The 18,601-nt window shown below is 58.9% G+C and carries 16 protein-coding genes; 4 read left to right on the top strand and 12 right to left on the bottom strand.

What is annotated here, in order from left to right; all coding sequences use genetic code 11:
• Nucleotides 1–18 precede the first annotated feature (18 nt).
• Nucleotides 19–954, top strand: a complete 936-nt coding sequence (locus RE428_RS21170; RefSeq protein WP_040883092.1) for a choline ABC transporter substrate-binding protein — start codon at nt 19–21, stop codon at nt 952–954.
• A 59-nt stretch (nt 955–1,013) separates the two neighbouring features.
• Here the strand turns inward: RE428_RS21170 and RE428_RS21165 are convergent, their stop codons facing one another.
• Entirely contained in the window at nt 1,014–2,936 is a 1,923-nt protein-coding gene (locus tag RE428_RS21165; RefSeq protein WP_004580173.1) for a methyl-accepting chemotaxis protein, read from the bottom strand.
• A gap of 158 nt (nt 2,937–3,094) precedes the next feature.
• Entirely contained in the window at nt 3,095–3,853 is a 759-nt protein-coding gene (locus RE428_RS21160) for a hypothetical protein (RefSeq protein WP_004580174.1), read from the bottom strand.
• Between the two features lie 234 nt (nt 3,854–4,087).
• Here RE428_RS21160 and RE428_RS21155 point away from each other — a divergent pair, with 234 nt between their 5' ends.
• Complete coding sequence (locus tag RE428_RS21155) at nt 4,088–5,983, top strand: methyl-accepting chemotaxis protein (protein WP_004580175.1); 1,896 nt, start codon at nt 4,088–4,090, stop codon at nt 5,981–5,983.
• A gap of 162 nt (nt 5,984–6,145) precedes the next feature.
• Entirely contained in the window at nt 6,146–8,014 is a 1,869-nt protein-coding gene (locus tag RE428_RS21150; protein WP_004580176.1) for a LamG-like jellyroll fold domain-containing protein, read from the top strand.
• Nucleotides 8,015–8,110: 96 nt separating this feature from the next.
• On the opposite strand, the gene RE428_RS21145 is transcribed toward RE428_RS21150, so the two are convergent.
• The 9 genes from RE428_RS21145 to RE428_RS21105 all read right to left on the bottom strand — a co-directional run bounded on the left by RE428_RS21145 (nt 8,111) and on the right by RE428_RS21105 (nt 16,465).
• Nucleotides 8,111–8,476, bottom strand: coding sequence for a hypothetical protein (locus RE428_RS21145; protein ID WP_004580177.1), 366 nt, complete (start codon nt 8,474–8,476; stop codon nt 8,111–8,113).
• A 32-nt stretch (nt 8,477–8,508) separates the two neighbouring features.
• On the bottom strand, nt 8,509–8,787 hold the full coding sequence (locus RE428_RS21140) for a hypothetical protein (protein ID WP_004580178.1): 279 nt from the start codon (nt 8,785–8,787) through the stop codon (nt 8,509–8,511).
• Between the two features lie 52 nt (nt 8,788–8,839).
• Nucleotides 8,840–10,111 carry an FAD-dependent oxidoreductase gene (locus RE428_RS21135; RefSeq protein ID WP_004580179.1) on the bottom strand — a complete coding sequence of 424 codons (1,272 nt, stop codon included), beginning with the start codon at nt 10,109–10,111 and terminating at the stop codon, nt 8,840–8,842.
• 86 nt (nt 10,112–10,197) lie between these two features.
• The gene (locus RE428_RS21130; protein ID WP_004580180.1) at nt 10,198–11,784 is read right to left on the bottom strand and encodes a gamma-glutamyltransferase family protein; all 1,587 of its coding nucleotides are present in this window, start codon (nt 11,782–11,784) and stop codon (nt 10,198–10,200) included.
• 35 nt (nt 11,785–11,819) lie between these two features.
• The gene (locus RE428_RS21125) at nt 11,820–12,656 is read right to left on the bottom strand and encodes a sulfite exporter TauE/SafE family protein (protein ID WP_004580181.1); all 837 of its coding nucleotides are present in this window, start codon (nt 12,654–12,656) and stop codon (nt 11,820–11,822) included.
• Nucleotides 12,657–12,678: 22 nt separating this feature from the next.
• The gene (locus tag RE428_RS21120; protein ID WP_004580182.1) at nt 12,679–14,004 is read right to left on the bottom strand and encodes a TRAP transporter large permease; all 1,326 of its coding nucleotides are present in this window, start codon (nt 14,002–14,004) and stop codon (nt 12,679–12,681) included.
• Entirely contained in the window at nt 14,001–14,543 is a 543-nt protein-coding gene (locus RE428_RS21115; protein ID WP_004580183.1) for a TRAP transporter small permease subunit, read from the bottom strand. The genes RE428_RS21120 and RE428_RS21115 overlap by 4 nt, the downstream gene beginning before the upstream one ends.
• A gap of 11 nt (nt 14,544–14,554) precedes the next feature.
• Nucleotides 14,555–15,646, bottom strand: a complete 1,092-nt coding sequence (locus RE428_RS21110) for a TRAP transporter substrate-binding protein (RefSeq protein WP_004580184.1) — start codon at nt 15,644–15,646, stop codon at nt 14,555–14,557.
• A gap of 372 nt (nt 15,647–16,018) precedes the next feature.
• The gene (locus tag RE428_RS21105; RefSeq protein WP_004580185.1) at nt 16,019–16,465 is read right to left on the bottom strand and encodes an Lrp/AsnC family transcriptional regulator; all 447 of its coding nucleotides are present in this window, start codon (nt 16,463–16,465) and stop codon (nt 16,019–16,021) included.
• A 193-nt stretch (nt 16,466–16,658) separates the two neighbouring features.
• On the opposite strand from RE428_RS21105, the gene RE428_RS21100 reads away from it, so the two are divergent.
• Nucleotides 16,659–17,363, top strand: a complete 705-nt coding sequence (locus RE428_RS21100; protein ID WP_004580186.1) for a dienelactone hydrolase family protein — start codon at nt 16,659–16,661, stop codon at nt 17,361–17,363.
• Nucleotides 17,364–17,405: 42 nt separating this feature from the next.
• On the opposite strand, the gene RE428_RS21095 is transcribed toward RE428_RS21100, so the two are convergent.
• Complete coding sequence (locus tag RE428_RS21095) at nt 17,406–18,599, bottom strand: AGE family epimerase/isomerase (RefSeq protein WP_004580187.1); 1,194 nt, start codon at nt 18,597–18,599, stop codon at nt 17,406–17,408.
• Nucleotides 18,600–18,601 lie beyond the last annotated feature (2 nt).

The raw sequence follows: 18,601 nt of genomic DNA, 5'->3' as shown, positions 1-18,601 counted from the left end.
ACTCACATGCAGCATCGAATGCGCGCGCTAAAACAGGTGGCGTTGGCGGTAAGCCTGGTCACGGGCGTGGCCAGCGCACAGGCCGCCGTACCGGAAGAATGCCAGACGGTACGCTTTAGTGATCCGGGCTGGACCGATATCAATGTCACCAACGCCATTACCACCACCCTGCTCGAAGGGCTGGGGTATGACACCAGCATCGATCTGCTGTCGGTCCCCATCGGTTTCCGCTCCCTGCAGAACAACGATATCGATGTCTTCATGGGCAACTGGATGCCGGCGCAGCAGAAATTCGCCGACCAGTACGAGGGCGGCTACGAGCGTATCCGGGCCAACCTGGAAGGCGCAAAGTTCACCCTGGCCGTGCCGCAGTATGTGAACGACGCGGGTGTCTCCAGCTTCGCGGACCTCGACAAGCACGCGGAGAAGTTCGACAAGCGCATCTATGGCATTGAACCGGGCGCGCCGGCCAACAACCTGATCCAGAAGATGATCGATGCCGACGACTTCGGCCTGGGTGACTGGAAGCTGATCGAGTCCAGCGAGCAGGGCATGCTCAGTCAAGTCAACCGTGCGGCGCGTCGCGACGAATTCGTCGTCTTCCTGGCCTGGGAACCCCACCCGATGAACCTGCAGCAGGATCTGGCTTACCTTTCCGGCGGTGATGAGTATTTCGGTCCGAATTACGGCGGCGCCACGGTCTACACGCTGACCCGCAACGGCTACACCGAAACCTGCCCCAACGTTGGCGAACTGCTGGAGAACCTGGAGTTCACCCTCGACATGGAAAGCGAGATCATGGGCGCGATCCTGAACGGTGGCGAAGATGCCGACGAAGCGGCCCAGCAATGGCTCAAACAGCATCCGGGGATGCTGGAAGAGTGGCTGGCTGACGTCGAAACCGTCAATGGCGAGCCAGGCCTACCTGCTGTGAAGGATGAGCTGGGACTTTAACCGGCCATGCGGGGCGCGTGCGCACGGCATACGCCCCCGAACTTTCATCATTACGATCCTCAAACGCGGTAGTTCGCCAACTGAGCCTGTAGCCGCTCGGCCAGGCCAATCAATTCCTGGCTGGCCCCACGGGTCTGGTCTGCCTGGGCGGATGTCTCCTGGGCGTTGGCGTGGATGCGGTCGAGTGTGGTGTTGATCTCATCGGACACCTGACTCTGCTCTTCGGCCGCGCTGGCGATGTCCGTGTTCCGCTCAGAGATTCGGCTGACTGCGTCGCGCACCTGGTTGATAGCGTCGCCGGATTCCTTGGCCTTGGCCGAGACCGATTGGGACAGAGCCTGGTTGGACTCCATCTGGCGAGAGGTGTCCTTTGAGCCTTTCTGCAGCCGCTCGATCTGTGCGCGGATATCGTCGATAGAGTTCTGGGTGCGAGTGGCCAGCATACGCACCTCATCGGAAACCACTGCGAATCCACGGCCATGTTCGCCCGCCCGTGCGGCCTCAATGGCGGCATTCAGGGCCAGCAGGTTAGTCTGTTCCGCGATGCCGTGAATGACATCCAGCACCCCGCTGATCGCTTCGCTGTGTGCGTCGAGCTCTGAGACCGATTTGGCGCAGTCGGCAATACTCTCCGCCTGCTGCTCGATCATCTCGATCGTTTCGTGTAGTAGTGAATGCCCGGAACGAGCCTGGGTTTCTGCGCTCTTGGCTGCCTCCTCAGCGACGGATGCACTTTCTGCCACGTTCTGTGCCGTCAGTGACATCTCATGCATCGAGGCAGCCACATGCTCGGTATCCCGGGTCTGCTGGCTGATGGACTTACTGGAGCGCTCGGCCACGCCGACCAACTCGTGGGCCGAATTCAGCAACTCCCGGGAGGATTCGCCCACCTCGCGAATCGTTGCCTGGACTTTCGCCAGGAGCTTGTCAAAGCCGTTGGCCATTTGGCCAAACTCGTCCCGGCTGCTGGAATTGAAACGCACCGTCAGATCACCCTCACCGTCGGCGATGTCATTTACCGCGGCGATCATGCGGCTCATGGGCTTGGTGATAACCGCCTTAACCAACGCCGCCACTGCAAGGATGATCAACAGGCCAACACCGGCGATCATCAGCGCCGTCTTCACCGAGGCCGAGGTGATCATGGCCGTCAACTCGTCATCAGAGTAAGCCGTCACGACTTTGTAGCCCCAGGGTTTGAAGGGAGTTTCGAAAGTCACCCATGACCCGTCATTGCTGGCCAGGGCAGCCTCCACCGCTTCCTGGGACTGGTTCGATGAGTGCATCCGGATACGGCCCCTGTTGTCCACCAACGCGGTGAACCCGTTCTCGAAGACCTGAGCTTTGGCGATCTCTTCGGCCAACACGGACATGTCAGCGGAATAGCCGACGTACCAGATGCCGACCACCTTGCCGGCGGCGTCCTGCATGGGCGCATAGCCGGTCAGATAAGGGTTGCCAAGGATATCCACCTGACCGTAGAACGCAGTGCGGTCGCTGATTGCCTGGAAGGCGGCACCGTCCGGATTGAGGATCGTACCGGTTGCGCGCTTGCCTTCCTTCTTCACATTGGTGGATACCCTCACGTAATCCTTGCCGTCGTAGACAAACAGGGTGGCGGTGCCGCCCATGTCGGCCGTCAGTGCATCCACGAGCCCGTAGCGGTTTGACTGGGATTCCTCGCCCAGAAGCAGGTCCGGCACGGACCGTTCACCAACCTGGGTCCTGCTACCGAGCCCGGGTGTCCCGACTTCGGTGCCCCGCTTGATCAGGACCTTCATGCTGCTGCGTACCCGCTCGGACATGATTGAATCGGTCACCGACAACAGGCGGATCACCCGTTCGCTCGCACTTTGGGCCTTGGCTTCCGCATCATTTGTCAGGGCATGGTCCTGGGATACGATGGTAAAGCTGGCGCCAATCACGACGAGAAGCGAGATCATCAGTGTGACGGCAAGTAGGAACTTCTTGTTCACAGACATGGATGGGCAACTCCGGTACCAGAGTTAATCGGGAGTGCTGCCTATAGAGCAGTGCATATTCTGATTAACGGCCAGAGGAGTAGTAACTAAAGTTAAGTAGTGTGTCGGAGATATACGGGTTTGTAGTCGAAAACCTGACCAAACAGGGCGGGCGTTCATCAACCTACCTGTTGAGACTGGGCGTGTGCTTGCCGGTCCAGCCCGAGTTCCTGCCGATAGAGCATATTGCCCAGACTCAGCACCACGGTTTCGACTTCGACATCGGGCGGTTTTCCTGCGCTTTCCCGGTCCAGCATCACGCGTAGCAGGTCCATGAGGCTGACCAACAGGTCCACCACACCAAAGTCGTCGGGCGGCGAAGCCATCTGTTGCCGCACGCAGGTCTTGGCGTCCTGAACAATGACCGCCTGATGCCAGTTCAGCCCGACTATGGCGATCGTCATCGCGCTATCGAAGCGTCGCTGCCGCTCCAGGCGCAGCGCTTCCATGCAGGTTTCCTCAGCGCGTTCCCCACCCATTTGGGTTCGGACGATGCCCGCCAGCCGGAAATCCACGTTGCCTTGCTGCCGACGTTTCTCGAATTCGCTCTTCAGGCATTGTCGCGCCCGGGGCAGGAACTTGTTGATCGCCCTGCGCCGCGCCCGGACCAGATCGTCGCCAGCGGCTTCGTTGATCAGCAACTGCATGAGACGTATGCAGTGGACCAGTTCTCCCCAGATGGCCGGGTCGACCTGGAGTGGGTCGTCCGGAAGTAATTGAGCGATGGATTTGACTTCGAAGTAGAGAGAGGTGATGTCCCGCTCACCCAGGTCGGAGCGAGCGATAACCTGCTTCAACCCCAGGCGTCCGATGTCGTTCAGCAGGCTGGGGATCAGCTGGAGGATGTAATGCTGCGCGCCACGTGAAAGTGCTGCCATTGCGTCTCCTCGGCTCCAGCGCGTCCTGGTTAGATACGGACGACTGTCTTTTTAACCTAGCACGTTTTTGACGAATGGGCCTGGTGCAAATCGCGGGTTATGTAAGCCAATGTCTCTTTTGTTCGACTTCGTATTGTTTTGTTTTTGCACTCAAGTTGTCGATATTTTGGCCGATATAATCCATGTGTTTCGCGTGTCCCCTTTGGGTTTGAAAACGGCGTTAAGGCTCGAACAATGATGAAAAACTGGTCTCTCCGCTCCAAGCTTCTATTGACCTCCATGCTCTGTCTCGTAGTGCTCACGACTGCCATGTTATGGCTCAGCCTCTCAAGTCTGCGGAGCAATATCGACGAGACGCTGGACCGGGATGTCGATCTCTTTGCCACGGCTTTCGCGACCAATGTCAGCAATTGGATGGAAGACCGTCGCAATTCCCTCAAACAGGTCGCCCAAGTGATTCCGCAGAATCCTGACATCGAGCCTTACAAGTTCCTCGATCTGGTGAACCAGGGACTGGCTTTCTCCATCGTCTACTACGGCACCGAAGAAGGCGAGATGCTCCGGAGCGATCCCACCATAACCGTCGAAGGGTATGACCCGCGGGTAAGGAGCTGGTACAAAGGCGCGATGGCCAACCAGGGGAGTTTCCTGACTACGCCATTCACTTCGAAAAGTACCGGTGACTACGTGGTCACTCTTGCCGAGCCCGTGCGTCGGAATGGAGATATTATCGGCGTCGTCGGGGGTAACCTTACCCTGGATACGCTTACGCAGAACGTCAATGAACTCGATGTCCCGGGAGACGGCTACGCGGTCCTGATCGATAAGAGTGATCAGCTCGTCGCACACCCTGATCCCGATTGGCAGCGTAAGCCGGGCTCTGAATTCTCCGAACTGTTCGAGCTCCAGACACTGGAGAAACTGGTGGCGGAGGATGAGCTGCATCAGGCGAAAATCAATGGCGAAGACAGTTTGCTCTTTGCCGTCGACATCCCGGGTACGAACTGGGTGCTGGTATTGATCATGGACGAGGCCACATTGATGGCGCCCGTACGGGATCAACTGTTTATCCAGTTGGGCGCTGCGACTGTGGTCGTGATTGTGGCGATCGTCATTCTCCTGATGCTGTTCAAGGTTCTGTTCCGTGGGCTGGAGGGTATTACCCGTAGTCTCGACGAAATTGCCAGCGGCGACGGCGACCTGACCAAGCGCCTGGCAGTGGATAGTCGCGACGAAATCGGTCAGCTGGCGGGTAGTTTCAACCGCTTCGTCGAGCAGCTGCATGGCATTATCTCGCGTCTGAGCAAGGCCTCGGGAGAGTTGATGGAGCAGGCCGACCAATCCGCATCGTCGGCCAATGCGCAGCACGATCGTGTCCAGCGTCATAAGAGCGAAATCGATAAGGTGGCCACGGCCGTGACCGAGATGGCATCTGCGACCCAGGAGATCGCATCCAATGCGGAACTGACTGCCGATTCCGCCCAGCAGACCGTTACCCTGAGCGACTCGGGGCGTGCGCAGGTGGAGCAGAGCCGCCACTCTATCGAAAACCTTGCGCGGGAAGTCGGTGATGCCAGCGATATCATCTCTGAGCTGAGTCAGCATGCCCAGAATATCAACTCCATCCTGTCCACTATTACCGGTATTGCGGAGCAGACCAACCTTCTGGCGCTTAACGCTGCCATCGAAGCGGCCCGGGCTGGGGAGCACGGACGCGGGTTTGCGGTGGTGGCCGATGAGGTCCGTGTTCTTTCCCGCCGTACCCACGAATCGACGAAAGAAATAGAGAATATGATCGAGGCACTCCAAAGCGCTACCGGTCGAGCCGTAACGTCGATGGAAAAAGGCGCGAAGATAGCGTCCCAAAGCGTTACGGATGCCGAAGAGGCGAGTCGCAGCCTGGTCCAGATTTCGGATGCGATCACTCACATCAACGATATGGCGGCCCAGATTGCCGCCGCGGCGGAAGAGCAGGCGTCCGTGACGGTGGAAATCAATCGAAACACCGAGACCATTCGCGAAGTTGGCGATGAAATGGCGGCAGAGAGCGAGGTCGCAAGCCGGGCCGCCAATCGTCTGCGGGACGTGGGTGGTCGAGTACACGCGGACGTCGGGCGCTTCAGACTCTAATGCGCTTCAATAGTGTGGCAGGGACGCCGCATTATGCCTGCTTGATCTATAGGTCAGTCTTGTCATAAAAATAAAAGATAAAGTACACACTTCAGTCACCCTCCAGACACTTGGCCTCTCTAACGTGATGCTCTCGTTCGTTCATTAAGGAGCAGTAGCATCATGAGTATCGGTAAACGATCCGGGTGGTGTTCTATCTGGATGGTCCTCTGTTTGACCTTTCTTCTCGCTGCCTGTGGCAGCGATAGCGATTCAGACCCGGATGAGGCCGCGCCGCCCGAGAATCCAGGCGAGGATGCCGGCAATGTCTTGCCCACCTTTACACTGGCAATTGTGCCGGATACGCAAAAGTACGCTCGTTACTCGCCAGAACGCTATACCGTGCAGACGCAATGGATAGCTGACCACTACAAAGAGCAGAACATCAAGTTTACCGTTCACCTGGGCGATGTCGTCGATCGCGCCGGAGAACCCAACGAATGGGTGGCTGCCCGCCAGGCGATGGAAATCCTCGAAGCCAGTGCTGAAACGCCATACAGCGTCCTCGCAGGTAATCATGACGTATTGAATAGCGGTCAGGCCGACGATGAGCGGGATCTTTCCAGTGAACCCTTTCTCCAGCATTTCCCGGCCTCTTTGCAGGCGGGAAACTTTACAACGTTCAGGGGCGCCGATAGCACCGGCTTCAACAGCTACCATATTTTCCAGACTGAAGGGCAGGCGTACCTCGTACTCGCCCTGGACTGGCGTGTGTCCGAGCAAACGGTGAACTGGGCGCAGTCGGTACTGGATGCGCATCCGGAACTACCGGTAATACTGACGACCCACCAACTGCTGAATATCGCCGGTGATGGCGAGACGGCGATTTTTACTGAACACGGTGCCATGCTGTGGGAGCAGCTTATTCGGTCCAACGACCAGATCTTTCTCACGTTTAACGGCCATCACCACGGCGAGGCCATGATGGTGGCGAAGAATGATTACGGTCGCGACGTGGTCATGGTCGTGGTGGACTACCAGTCAGGATTCTGGGGCGGCAATGGCATGTTGCAGCTCGTCGATTTCGACTACGCAAACGACGAACTCGACTTCCGCTCGTTCTCACCCTGGGTTGCCGCTATTCCTGAAGACCAGCGCCAACCCCAGGATGAGCTATCCCGCTGGGTGTTCAGTGTGCCACTGGACTTCAGTGCCCGTTTCAAAAGCTTTAACGAAGCGGCTACCGGTGATGCCCCGGGTAATATCGAAGGTACCGAGGCGTACTGGATCCTGGATGATGCACACCGCATTACGAGCACATCGGGCGAAGTCCGCTTCCTTGACGCTTCGGGCAAGGGCAACGACCTGACGCTTGTGCCGCACAACTCACCTGTTGGTGACCGGTCTGCCTTCTTCCGGATCGGCAGCGAAGCGCCGCCTTTCGGTTACGCCAAAGGTGCTTCAACCTTCCTGGGAAATAACGATATCGGGGGCTATTACCTGACAACGGATGCGCCCGGACTTATCTTTGAAACCAGCGATTCCGGCAATCCCGGCTACCTGCCCCAATACACCATTGAAGCGATCGTAAGATTGCCTGGAGACTGGACCCCCGCCGAGAACCAGTGGTCCGGTATCCTGAACCATCGTCCCCAGATTACCCAGGTATGTAATTACCATTCGGTGAGTTGCGCCGGTAGTGATGCTGCGTTGGGACTGAACGTTTCGTCGCTGAAGGAGTTCCAGTGGGTTAGCACCTCCCAGAATGGCAAAGGGGAGGACAACTGGTCATGGGAAGTCGCCAGTAGCTATTGGTACCACATTGCCCTGGTCAATGACGGAGAACGGGTGCAAATGTATGTGGATGGTTCTCTGGTTATGCGTACCGGTGTTGATGAGCAGCACGGGCTCCTGGTCGAGCCGGGTCAGCCCTGGTCGATTGGTATCAACAGCTGGGAGGGAAACCCGGGGAACCTGTTCGCTGGCGATATCGCGGAGATTCGGATAAATAACAGGGTACTGGAACCCGGCGAGTGGCTTTACAACCACTAACAGGCTCCGCTTGATCCAGGCCTTTTCTCCGGCCGCAAATCAGAGCACCCGCATTCGCCTACGAGGCGATGCGGGTGTCTTCGTGCGCGCTATGCCCTAACCACAGGCTTCACCCAGGCGTTCGAGCTCCCTCCTGAACGTAGGCAGCTGGATCGCATGACTCTTGTTCTCTGCTTCGAAACGCAAGGTCTTGCCCGCCCATGAGGGATGTTTTTCGATCACGGTTTCGTAAGTTCTGCTCATGCGTCCAATAGAGGGTTTTCCGCACAGACAGTTTGCAAGCTCAAGCCCGTCCTGCCGGCAGGCTGAGGCGTCTTCCATTACGGCGTCGAGACTGTTGGAGAGCTTCACGGCGTCCGGAATGTCCGCCGAAGGTATATCCAGGAACTGGGCCTCACCGTAGCTCAATGTCGAAGCGGCGAACAACGTGCCGAAAGCAATCGTCTTCATCCGTGTATTCATGACGTGGTCTCCTTGAGTGCTTCCGGAATGACTTACTTGATCCCCCAGATCCTCGCCACCGCGCCGTCACTGCCCAGCCAGCCGATCACGCCGCAAACCACACTGACGGCAAGGAAAAACAGGATCGGGATCAGAGCCCCCACGGAGCCGACCAGCAGGGCAAAGAACAGTGACGCCGCTGACAGCGTGAAGAACAGCGCGCCCATAGCCAGCAGTATCTTGCGATGGGAGGGGCGATAACCTTGAGGGATTTCCCCGGAATCGAAGAAATCGAGCAGGGGACGAAACAGTTTTCGGCAGAAATCTTTCATCGGACCGTCATTTGGAGAGTTTTATCTAATGTCGGGGAAATGAACGGACGAATCAAGCGGGCATGGCCTTGCCGGCCTTGCCGATAAGGTCCACGACGACTTGTGCGGATCGCACCGCCGATTCGAGTAAAGGCACGCCCTCGTAGGCCCAGGAGCCGCAGAAGAACACCTTGCGATCCGGCTGGCGATGCCATTGCTGGAGCTTGTCGTGTACCTGGGCGGTGCCCGCATGGACGACGGCTCGTTGTAGCGGGACCCGCGCCAGTACTTTATCGGCTTTTGGTTCGTAAAGGGGATTCCAGGTCTGGAAGACCGGAGCCTGATGCGCCATGGTCGGTTCCACTGCATTCACCCATACGGTGAACATCGGCTTTTCCAGTGCCCGGTCCATCTGGAAATTGAGTGCCGTCCAGTCGGTACGGCTCGCCGGCATGAAGCGTTTGTCGCGATGCACCCACAGTTCGCCGGAGGCGAAATGGATATCGCTCAGCACCCGTCGCTCTTCCGCAAACCGGGTGGCGTCCAGGTACTCCAGCGCGTTGGCCTGGGTTGCGAGGATGGCCCGGTCGAACAGTCCTCCGTCGCCTCGTGCATTGTGGACCCGAACGCCCCCATCCATTTCCCGAACTTCGGTAACCGGACTGCCGGCCTTGAGCGTAAGATCTTTCGCCAGTTGTTCAACCAGGGCTGATGTCCCGCCCTTGAGGCGATAGAGGTCGGCCTGGTTGAGAATACCTCCGAGCATGGGTAGGAGCTGGGCTGCGGGCCAGGCCAGCAGATGGTCTTCATCGCAGGTGCAGATGGTGGTCAGCACGGGCAGCATCAGGCCGCGCCAGAACAGCGGATCGAGTCGGTGCTGCTTCAGCGCATCCCTCAGGGTGAGCCCGTTATCCGCATCCTGCATTTTCCGGGTGAGCCGGCTCAATTGAAACAGCCCCCGGGTGAGTCGCAGGGCGCGACCGTTGAGGTAGCGCACAGAGCCCACGGAAGGCCAATCGAGAACCGGCAGCCGGCCGCTGCGAAACCAGGTCGTCCCATCGAGCCAACTGCAGGATGTCCGCGTGCTGACCCGGAAGGTCTCGACGCCGACGCTATCGGCCAAAGAGAGCATGGCCGGCCAGAAATCCGGGCTCATCACCCGTAGCGGCACATCGACGATGCCGCCATCGACCGTCATGGAGTGGGCGTCCATGCCGTGGCCGTCCTCGGCCTCGAAGACCGTTACCTCATGGCCATTCTGCCGGCAACCGTAGGCGGCCGCCAAGCCTGCCATACCGCTACCGATTACTGCGATAGTCTGTTTGCCACTGGAAGAGAGTGCCATCCCGGATCCTTGCCTGGCATGCTGAGGCTAAGCATCGCATCGACGGGAAGACCCTGTCCTTATCATAGGCGTAAGCGGTGACTGATCTAGAGTGCGGCCGCCGTACCGTCGCTACGCGGATCGGCAGCGCCTTCGATAATACCGTTGGCGCGGCGGACCAATGCGCCCGCGTGGCCCATGGTGTCGCTGAAGGCCTCTTCCAGCTCCTCGACCTCATGCCCGGCCTTGCGGAGTTTGTCCACGAGTTCGCGAGGAAAGCGGTTTTCCAGTTTCAATGTCGTGCTGGTATCGCCCCAGGTGCGGCCCAGAAGCCAGCGTGGTGCGGTGACGGCCTGTTGCAGCGGCTGGTTGTACAAACCGTAGCGGCTGAAGATCATAGCCTGCGTCTGGGGCTGACCCTCGCCACCCATGGTGCCGTAGCTCATGGTGCGGCCGTCATCGAACAGGGCAAGCGCCGGGTTCAGGGTATGGAAGGGCTTGCGGCCGGGTTCCAGGGCTTGCAGGGCGGTTGGTTCGAGCGAGAAGCTGATACCGCGGTTTTGCCAGTTGACGCCGGTATCCTTCAGGACCACGCCAGAGCCGAATTCCCAATAGATACTCTGGATAAAGCTCACGGCCCGTCCTTCACCGTCGATACACCCCATCCAGATGGTGTCGCCGGGGCTGGCGGGGTCGGGCCAGGGCTGAGCGTTAACGGTGTCTATGTTGCCAGCCATTGCGGCAAGCGCCGCGTCCGTGAGGAAGTTCTGCGGAGATTCCGGCACACGGTCCGGGTCGGTGACGACGCGGTCACGCACGCGGAAAGCCTGCTTGGTGGATTCAACGAGACCATGAACGAAGTCGAAGTCTTCGGATGCCTCGACGCCCAGTTTTTCGAACACACCAAGAATAATTAGCGAAGCCAGGCCTTGGGTGGGCGGTGGCAGGTTATAGATCTTCACACCGGGGAGCTGGACCTGCAGTGGCTGCACCAGCATGGCGCGATGCTCGTTGAGATCGGCCGCCGTAATCGGACTGCCCAGGCGCGCCAATTCCTCCCCCATGGCCCGGGCGAGTTCCCCCCGGTAGAAGTCATCGAGTCCTGCCCGGGCCAATTGCTCCAGGGTGTTTGCCAGGGCACCCTGCCGTAGCAAGGTGCCGGGTTGGGGTACCTCGCCGGCGGGCATAAAGACATCGGCGAAGCCTGGCACAGACTCGAGCTGGTCCCGTTTTGAATGGGTAAGGTTTGCCTGGCTTTCCGTGACGACGATGCCCTCCCGGGCGTGGGCGGTCGCCGGTTCGAGCAATCTCGCCAGAGGAAGGGAATGACCCCAGGCCCGGGCGACGTCCAGGGCCTGTTGCCACCCGCTGACGGTTCCCGCGCAGGTCAGGGCAGCCATGGGGCCGCGGCTGGGGATATGTTTGTGCCCAGAGTAGAAGTCGAGAGTCGCCGCTTTGGCGGCGCGCCCGCACGCGTCGATGGCAACCGGCGCCTTGCCGGGTTCATGGATTAACCAGAATCCGTCACCGCCGATGGAGTTCATGTGAGGATATACGGTGGCGATGGTTGCAGCGGCTGCTACCATTGCCTCCACTGCGTTTCCCCCTTCTCGGAGGATATCCCGTCCAGCCTGGGCCGCCAGGTGATGTGGCGCGACCATCATGCCTTTCGCGGAATAGACGGTTTTCAGCATGGATATAGTCTCCTGGAAAGTACCGGCGACTACGGCTAACTCAATAGCCCGTAGAACATCCGTAGCGATGTGAACATGAGGAACAGGGCAAAGAGTTGGCGTAGGCGGGTAGGATTGATCGCGTGAGCCATCTGCGCGCCTCGCGGGGCCATCAGGATGGTTGCCGGAACGATCAGAGCCAGGCCGACCAGGTTGACATAACCCAGTGACAGCGGGGGGCGGCCACCCTCACCCAAGCCGTTGAACATGAATGCGGCCGCACCCGGCAGGCTTATCACCAGGCCCAATGCCGCGCCGGTACCAACCGCCGTGCGCATGGGTGTATTGAAGGCGCTGAGTATTGGAACACTCAGTGTTCCGCCACCAATGCCCATCAGGGTGGAAATACCACCGATAAAGACGCCGATGATCCCGGTGCCGGTTTTACCGGGTAGCCCCTCCCGCAGGCTGAAACCATCTTTCCTGAACGCCATGTTGAGAGCGACAAGGAATGCCACCGTTGCAAATACCGCAGTCAGCGCGGTACCGGTCGCGTAAAGGCTGATGATGGAGCCGAGCACCACGCCTGTGATAACACCCGGAATGAGTTTCTCCAGCAAGCCGGCATCAAGGCTGCCCCGCTTATGGTGGGAGCGTGCGGACATGATCGAGGTGGGAATAATGGTCGCCAGCGATGTACCCACGGCGACATGCATGCGCACGGCCTCGTCGATACCCAGCAACGTGAAGAGATGGTAGAGCACGGGAACGATGACGATCCCACCGCCCACACCCAGTAAACCCGCCATAAGGCCGGCGATGATGCCGGTCACCATCAGCGAGAGGGCGAGCCCCAGTAGCCATCCGGCGGAGTAGTCAGCAAATAGTTCCATATGGTGAAATCCCTTTCAGGTGTTACCAGCCAATGGTGTCCGGCAGCCAGGTGACCAGCGCAGGGAACTGGAACAGCACCACCAGCGCCAGGGCCTGGAGTAGGACGAAAGGTATGGCACCGAGGTAGATATCTTTAGTCGTAATTCCCGGCGGCGCTACACCTTTAAGGAAGAACAGGGCCCAGCCAAACGGCGGCGTCAGGAACGACATCTGCAGGTTCATGGCGACCATGATGGCGAGCCACACCATATCGGTGCCGTAGTTCATGAAAACCGGCAGGAACATGGGCAGTGCGATATAGGAGATTTCGATCCACTCCAGGAAGAAACCCAGCACGAAAAGCAGGGCCATCAGGAATAGGATGGCGCCGAACTCGCCTCCGGGCAGCATCTCGAACAGGGTATGCACCATCTGCTCGCCCCCAAGTCCGCGAAACGAAAGCGAGAACGGCTGGGCGCACAACAGAATGAAGAAAACCATGGCGGTGATCACGAGCGTGCCGTGCAAGGTTTCCTTCATCAGGGGCCAGTTCAGTCGACGGGTTGCCAGCGCAATGATAAGCGCGCCCAGGGCACCCATTGAGGCTGCTTCGGTTGGGGCTGCGATGCCGCCAACGATCGACCCCAGTACGGCGATCACCAGCATGAGTGGCGGGAAGACATCGGCAGCCAGCTTCTTGGCCAGGGTCGTGCCGTCGATATCATCTCTTTCGCTGGCGGGAATGGCGGGCACTGTTTCTGGTTTGATCACGCCCAGGACAAGCAGGTAGGCCATATAGATCAAGGCGAGCACCAGGCCTGGAATGAAGGCAGCCGCGAACAGCGCTCCCACCGATTCGCCAACGATATCGGATAGCAGGATCAACACCAGACTGGGTGGAATGATCTGCCCCAGGGTGCCGGACGAGCAAATCACGCCGCAGGACACGCTGTTCGAATAGCCCCTGCGCATCAGGGCGGGCAGCGTAAGCAGGCCAACGGTCACCACAGTGGCGCCAACGATGCCCGTCGATGCCCCCATCAGCACGCCAACGAGGATAATCGCCAGGCCCATGCCGCCGTTAAGTCCGCCCATCGCCTTGCCGATGGTTTCCAGCATGTTCTCGGCGACTTTGGACTTCTCCAGCATCACGCCCATAAAGACGAATAGCGGAATGGCGAGCAGGGTGTAATTGGTAACCACGCCATAGAGGCGGGCCGGCATCAGGCTGAAAAGGGTTGTGCCAAAACCCAGGTAGCCGGCGACGAAACCTGAAACGGCCAGGGAAATGGCCACGGGAATACCGATCAGCATCAGTCCCAGGAAACCGGCGATCATGCCCAGGACGATCCATTCATGCGCAATCATGCAGAGGTCTCAGTCGATAGCTTGTTTTCGGGGGCGAGGTCGGTCGCCGGGTCGTGGATCCGTGCAATGGCCCGCAGCGAATCCGCAATCCCCTGAATAACCAGCAACAGGAAGCCCAAGGGAATAAACGCCTTCAACAGGTAGCGCATCGGCAGGCCGCCCGGGTCGGGCGAGCCTTCGTTGAGGTTGTAGGCCTGGTTCACGTAGGCCAACGAAAGCCAGGCGATGATAGCGCCAACGGCGACGGTCAGGAGCGCGGCGATGAGGTCGGAGGCGGCGCACAGGCGCGCTGGAAAGCGTTCATAGAGGAAGTCGATGCGCACGTCAGCCCGATGCTTCATGGAATAGGACAGGCCCAGCAACGCGATGGGCGAGACCAGGTGCCATTCCAGTTCCTGCAATGCTACCGGCCCAATGGAGAACAGGTAGCGCAGGATGACGTTGGTGGCGACCAGCAACACCAGGGCCAGGATGCACAGGCGAGCCAGGCCCCCAAGGGATTCGACCAGCCATTCCAGGCGGTGTACCACAGACTTCATGGTGGCCACCGTCACAGGTTGAGCAGCGGCTTTTCGCTTAGGGCCGCCCAGGACGCATGTTTCTTCTTGAAGGTCATATAGGAGTCGTAGACCTTCTTCATTTGCGGGTCGGCGTTGGCCATGGATGCCAGGGTGTCGTCGGTGACTTCCTTAAGGCGCGAGACGATCGGTTCCGGCAGCGGTTGCGCGATGACGCCCTCATTCTCCACCAGGTCCTTCAGGGCATCTGCGTTGTTCGCTTCCGACCATGAGAGGCTTTCCAGCACCGACGCTTGCGCGGCCATCTGGATCATCATCTGCAGATCCTTGGGTAGGCTGTCCCAGACCTCCTTGTTGATGAGCAGTTCGGTGACGTTGGTGGGCTCGTGCCAACCGGTGGTGTAGTAATACTTGGCGGCGTTGTGCAGTCCCAGTCGGCGATCCTGGAACGGTCCGACGAACTCGGCGGCATCAATGACGCCACGCTCAAGGGCGGGGAAAATCTCACCCCCCGGAAGCAGGCGCACGGAAACGCCCAGTTCGCTGTAGACCTTGCCGGCGAGACCGGGAATACGCATCTTCAGGCCGTCGAGGTCCTTCACGCTTTCAATCGGTTCGCGGAACCAGCCGGTCATCTGCACACCGGTGTTGCCCATGGGAAATGCAATCAGTCCGTGGGGCTCATACAGTTCGTGCCAGAGCTTCAGACCGTCGCCCTGGTAGAGCCAGGCCATCATGCCCTGGGTATTCATGCCGAATGGTACGGTCGTGAAGAACTGCGCCGCAGGGATATTGCCGGCCCAAAAATAGGCGTTGGCGGCGTTCATCTCGACGGTGCCCTGGGCAACGGCATTGAAACCCTCAAGCGCCGGAATGAGCTCGCCTGCAGCGAAGTGGGAGATATTCAACCGCCCGCCGGACATCGCCTTCACCTTGTTGCAGAAGTCCGTCGGACTACCCGGCCCCTGAACATAGAATGGCGAGCCCGGTGGGTAGGCATTGGTCATCTTGAAGTTGAAGCTTTTGGATTCCTGGGCCCGAACCAGGGCCGGTGCGGCCAGCGTAGCGCCAGCGGTGGTCGAAGCCAGTGCAGCCCCCAGAAACTTACGTCGATTCATGCTCATAGCAAAGACTCCTGTAGCAGGTTGCCCGACGGTGAATGATGACCGCCATGTGTAAGGGACCCTGAGCAGGCTCTGTGCCAAGCTTGAGATGTGCCATAAGAAACTGTTTTATAATGGTATTTCTGCGGTTTGTGGAGGGGCGGCAGGAATGCGTCTGTGTCTTCAAAAGAGGCACAAATTGGAAAGGATAAGGTTCACATATGGCGTTTAGGAAGGCCGATTGCATCCAGTTGTAAGCATTTGCCTTTGCATTCGGCACGACGATTTACATTCGTTAGTAAATCGACCTTTTCCGCGTCGTTTGTTTACTGTGCACTGCAACGGCGCTCTTGCCCTTGGTTGGAGCGGGTTTGAGCGCAGAAAGAGTTCACGCTAGAGACGGGCGCCGCCCCGGCGGTGTTTGACGCGTTTTAGCAATGCCGTGGATTCCACCGAAAGAATCTCCGGACGGGAGAACAGGTAGGCGTTGGCGAAGGCATTGAAGGTATCGTAGCTGTCCGTGAGGGTGTGGATATGCAGGCTCTTCAAGTCCGTCATGATGTAGAGGCTCACCACCTCGGGCCGGGCTGCAAGATCCTCCGCAATAGCGTCAATGGCCTGTGGCGCAACCTTGAGGTCTATAAAGGTGGAGATGACCTTGCCCAGCTTCTCGGGGTTGACCACCGCGGTGAACTGTTCGATCACGCCGGCATCCACCAACGCCTGGACACGGGTGCGGGCATACGCCCGGGACACATTGAGCTGGCGCGCAATGTCAGCGAATGACGTCCTGCCATCCTTGATCAGGATATTGAGTAGTGCAGTATCCAGTTTGTTCATAGGGCTTTCCTGCAATGAAATGACGATCGGTCGCTAGCAAGTTGCGTGCAATAAGCGATCCCTTCCACGATGACCTGGAGCAGCGAAGCGGATCGTCCGTTTTCAAGCTGCTTTGTTATGCTGTTTGCTTCGCAAAATCGCAGTTCAGTCATTTCACTTGGCTGGCTACCCAACCACGGACCGGAGAAACCCCATGACCCAGCAACCAGTAACCACCCAGTGGATCGACATCACCAGCGACGACGGACAGACCTATAAGGGCTATCTCGCCCTGCCACCAGCCGGTAAAGGCCCGGGGATCGTGCTGATCCAGGAGATATTCGGCGTGAACCGCCATATCCGCGCCGTGGCTGAACAGTACGCGATGGACGGGTACGTGGTGCTGGCGCCGGATGTGTTTTGGCGCCAGGAACCGGGCGTTGAGCTGACCTATGAAGGCGCCGATATGGACAAGGCCCGAAGCTTAGTAGGGGAGATCGATTTCGCAGAGGCCATAAAGGACCTGGCAATGACCACTTCAGCCCTGCGTCAGCGGCCGGAATGCGAGGGCGACGTGGCAGCTGTCGGTTATTGCATGGGCGGCATCCTGGCATACCTGGCTGCTGTGCGAGCGGGGGTTGATCGTGCCGCCAGTTTCTACCCCGGTGGTATCGCAAAGCATCTGGATAAGGCGGGCGAATTGAAAGTGCCCGTCCAGTTCCACTTCGGCGGCAACGACTCCCACATCACTGACGAGCAGGTGGAGCAGGTGCGTCAGGCTTTCGGCGACCGTAACGATGTGGAGATCAACGTCTACGACGCCGCCGAACACGGCTTCAACTGCTGGGCGCGCGGATCCTACCAGCGGCATGCCGCGGCGTTGTCCCACGGTCGGGTTTTACAGTTTCTCGAACGTTAATCCGGCCAATCCGCAAACGATAGGCGGCTTCGGAGAAGCCTCCTATCGGGATGCTCCCAAACACCGAAGCACCTCATAACAGGCCCCCATGGTGTGATAGTCCGTCTTGCCGGCGGGGCTTTTCTCATCGGAGTACTGTTGATTGTTGCGGGTGAGGATGCGGTACCAGGCGCCGTATTTATGGTCGACGAAATGGGTCCAGGCGTAGTCCCAGATGCGGTTGTACCAGTTCCAGTATTCTGATTCGCCGGTCGCCTTTGCGAGTAGGGCGGCTGCAGCGAAGGTTTCGGCCTGGACCCAGAAGTACTTGTCGCCATCGCAGATACTGCCGTCCGGCGCGAAGCCATAGACGATACCGCCGTGCTCGTCATCCCAGGCGACAGACAGGGCGCGATCGAACAGGTCCCGAGCACGCTCGATCATCCAGGGCTCCGGACGGTGGCGATGCAGGATCAGCAACAGTTTGGTCCATTCGGTCTGGTGCCCGGGCTGGAATCCCCAGGGGCGGAACAGATGGCGCGGGTTGTCGCGGTTGTAGTTCCAGTCGATCTGCCAAAGCTCGTCGTAGTGTTCCCATATCAGGCCGTCGCCCTGGGCCGCCTGCCTTTGGCAGATGTTTTGGGCTAGCATGTAGGCGCGGTCGAGGAACTTCGAATCGCCGGTGGCTTCGTACGCGGCGAGCATGGCTTCACAGGTGTGCATGTTCGCGTTCTGGCCGCGGTAGGGTGACAGGGCCGACCAGTCGGGGCTCGCCTCGTCCGCATAAAGACCGTGCTCCGGCAGCCAGAAGCGTTTTTCCATAAGGTTAAAGGCTTTATCGATACCGTCGCGGGCCTCGTCGATGCCGCACTCGAAGGCCGTCGCATAGGCCAGCAGCACAAAGGCCATGCCGTAGCAGTGGCGCGTGCTGTCCTCGGGGTGGTGTTGGTCCAATGTCCAGGCGTAGCCCTGCTGATCGGCTTCCCAATGTACGTCGGCCAGATAGGCGAGGCCGTGGCGGGCCAGGTTCAGGTAATCGGGACGGTCGAAGAAGTGGCCTGCCTTGGCGTAGTTGAAGACGAAACGGGTGGAACTGACCAGGTGGCGGTGGTGGTCATTGTAAATGTCGCCATCATTTCGGAAGTACTGGAAAAAACCTCCGCTAGGATCTTTGCAGCGTCCGTCATAGAACCCAAGGATGTCCTTGATGTGTTGCGTCAGGAATTCCGGGTTCTGAAAATCGGGAGAGGTTGTCATAG

This window comes from Marinobacter nanhaiticus D15-8W (assembly GCF_036511935.1).
Classification (GTDB): Bacteria; Pseudomonadota; Gammaproteobacteria; order Pseudomonadales; family Oleiphilaceae; genus Marinobacter_A; species Marinobacter_A nanhaiticus.
The sequence above is the reverse complement of the archived record's forward strand: the minus strand, read 5'-3'. Positions and strand labels throughout refer to the sequence as shown.

Bases quoted from the DNA above. Each gene is read 5' to 3' on its own strand.
- RE428_RS21110 (WP_004580184.1), bottom strand. From the start codon at position 15,646: ATGAGCATGAATCGACGTAAGTTTCTGGGGGCTGCACTGGCTTCGACC.
- RE428_RS21165 (WP_004580173.1), bottom strand. From the start codon at position 2,936: ATGTCTGTGAACAAGAAGTTCCTACTTGCCGTCACACTGATGATCTCG.
- RE428_RS21135 (WP_004580179.1), bottom strand. From the start codon at position 10,111: ATGGCACTCTCTTCCAGTGGCAAACAGACTATCGCAGTAATCGGTAGC.
- RE428_RS21115 (WP_004580183.1), bottom strand. From the start codon at position 14,543: ATGAAGTCTGTGGTACACCGCCTGGAATGGCTGGTCGAATCCCTTGGG.
- RE428_RS21095 (WP_004580187.1), bottom strand. From the start codon at position 18,599: ATGACAACCTCTCCCGATTTTCAGAACCCGGAATTCCTGACGCAACAC.
- RE428_RS21105 (WP_004580185.1), bottom strand. From the start codon at position 16,465: ATGAACAAACTGGATACTGCACTACTCAATATCCTGATCAAGGATGGC.
- RE428_RS21160 (WP_004580174.1), bottom strand. From the start codon at position 3,853: ATGGCAGCACTTTCACGTGGCGCGCAGCATTACATCCTCCAGCTGATC.
- RE428_RS21125 (WP_004580181.1), bottom strand. From the start codon at position 12,656: ATGGAACTATTTGCTGACTACTCCGCCGGATGGCTACTGGGGCTCGCC.
- RE428_RS21170 (WP_040883092.1), top strand. From the start codon at position 19: ATGCGCGCGCTAAAACAGGTGGCGTTGGCGGTAAGCCTGGTCACGGGC.
- RE428_RS21130 (WP_004580180.1), bottom strand. From the start codon at position 11,784: ATGCTGAAAACCGTCTATTCCGCGAAAGGCATGATGGTCGCGCCACAT.
- RE428_RS21150 (WP_004580176.1), top strand. From the start codon at position 6,146: ATGAGTATCGGTAAACGATCCGGGTGGTGTTCTATCTGGATGGTCCTC.
- RE428_RS21120 (WP_004580182.1), bottom strand. From the start codon at position 14,004: ATGATTGCGCATGAATGGATCGTCCTGGGCATGATCGCCGGTTTCCTG.
- RE428_RS21155 (WP_004580175.1), top strand. From the start codon at position 4,088: ATGATGAAAAACTGGTCTCTCCGCTCCAAGCTTCTATTGACCTCCATG.
- RE428_RS21140 (WP_004580178.1), bottom strand. From the start codon at position 8,787: ATGAAAGATTTCTGCCGAAAACTGTTTCGTCCCCTGCTCGATTTCTTC.
- RE428_RS21145 (WP_004580177.1), bottom strand. From the start codon at position 8,476: ATGAATACACGGATGAAGACGATTGCTTTCGGCACGTTGTTCGCCGCT.
- RE428_RS21100 (WP_004580186.1), top strand. From the start codon at position 16,659: ATGACCCAGCAACCAGTAACCACCCAGTGGATCGACATCACCAGCGAC.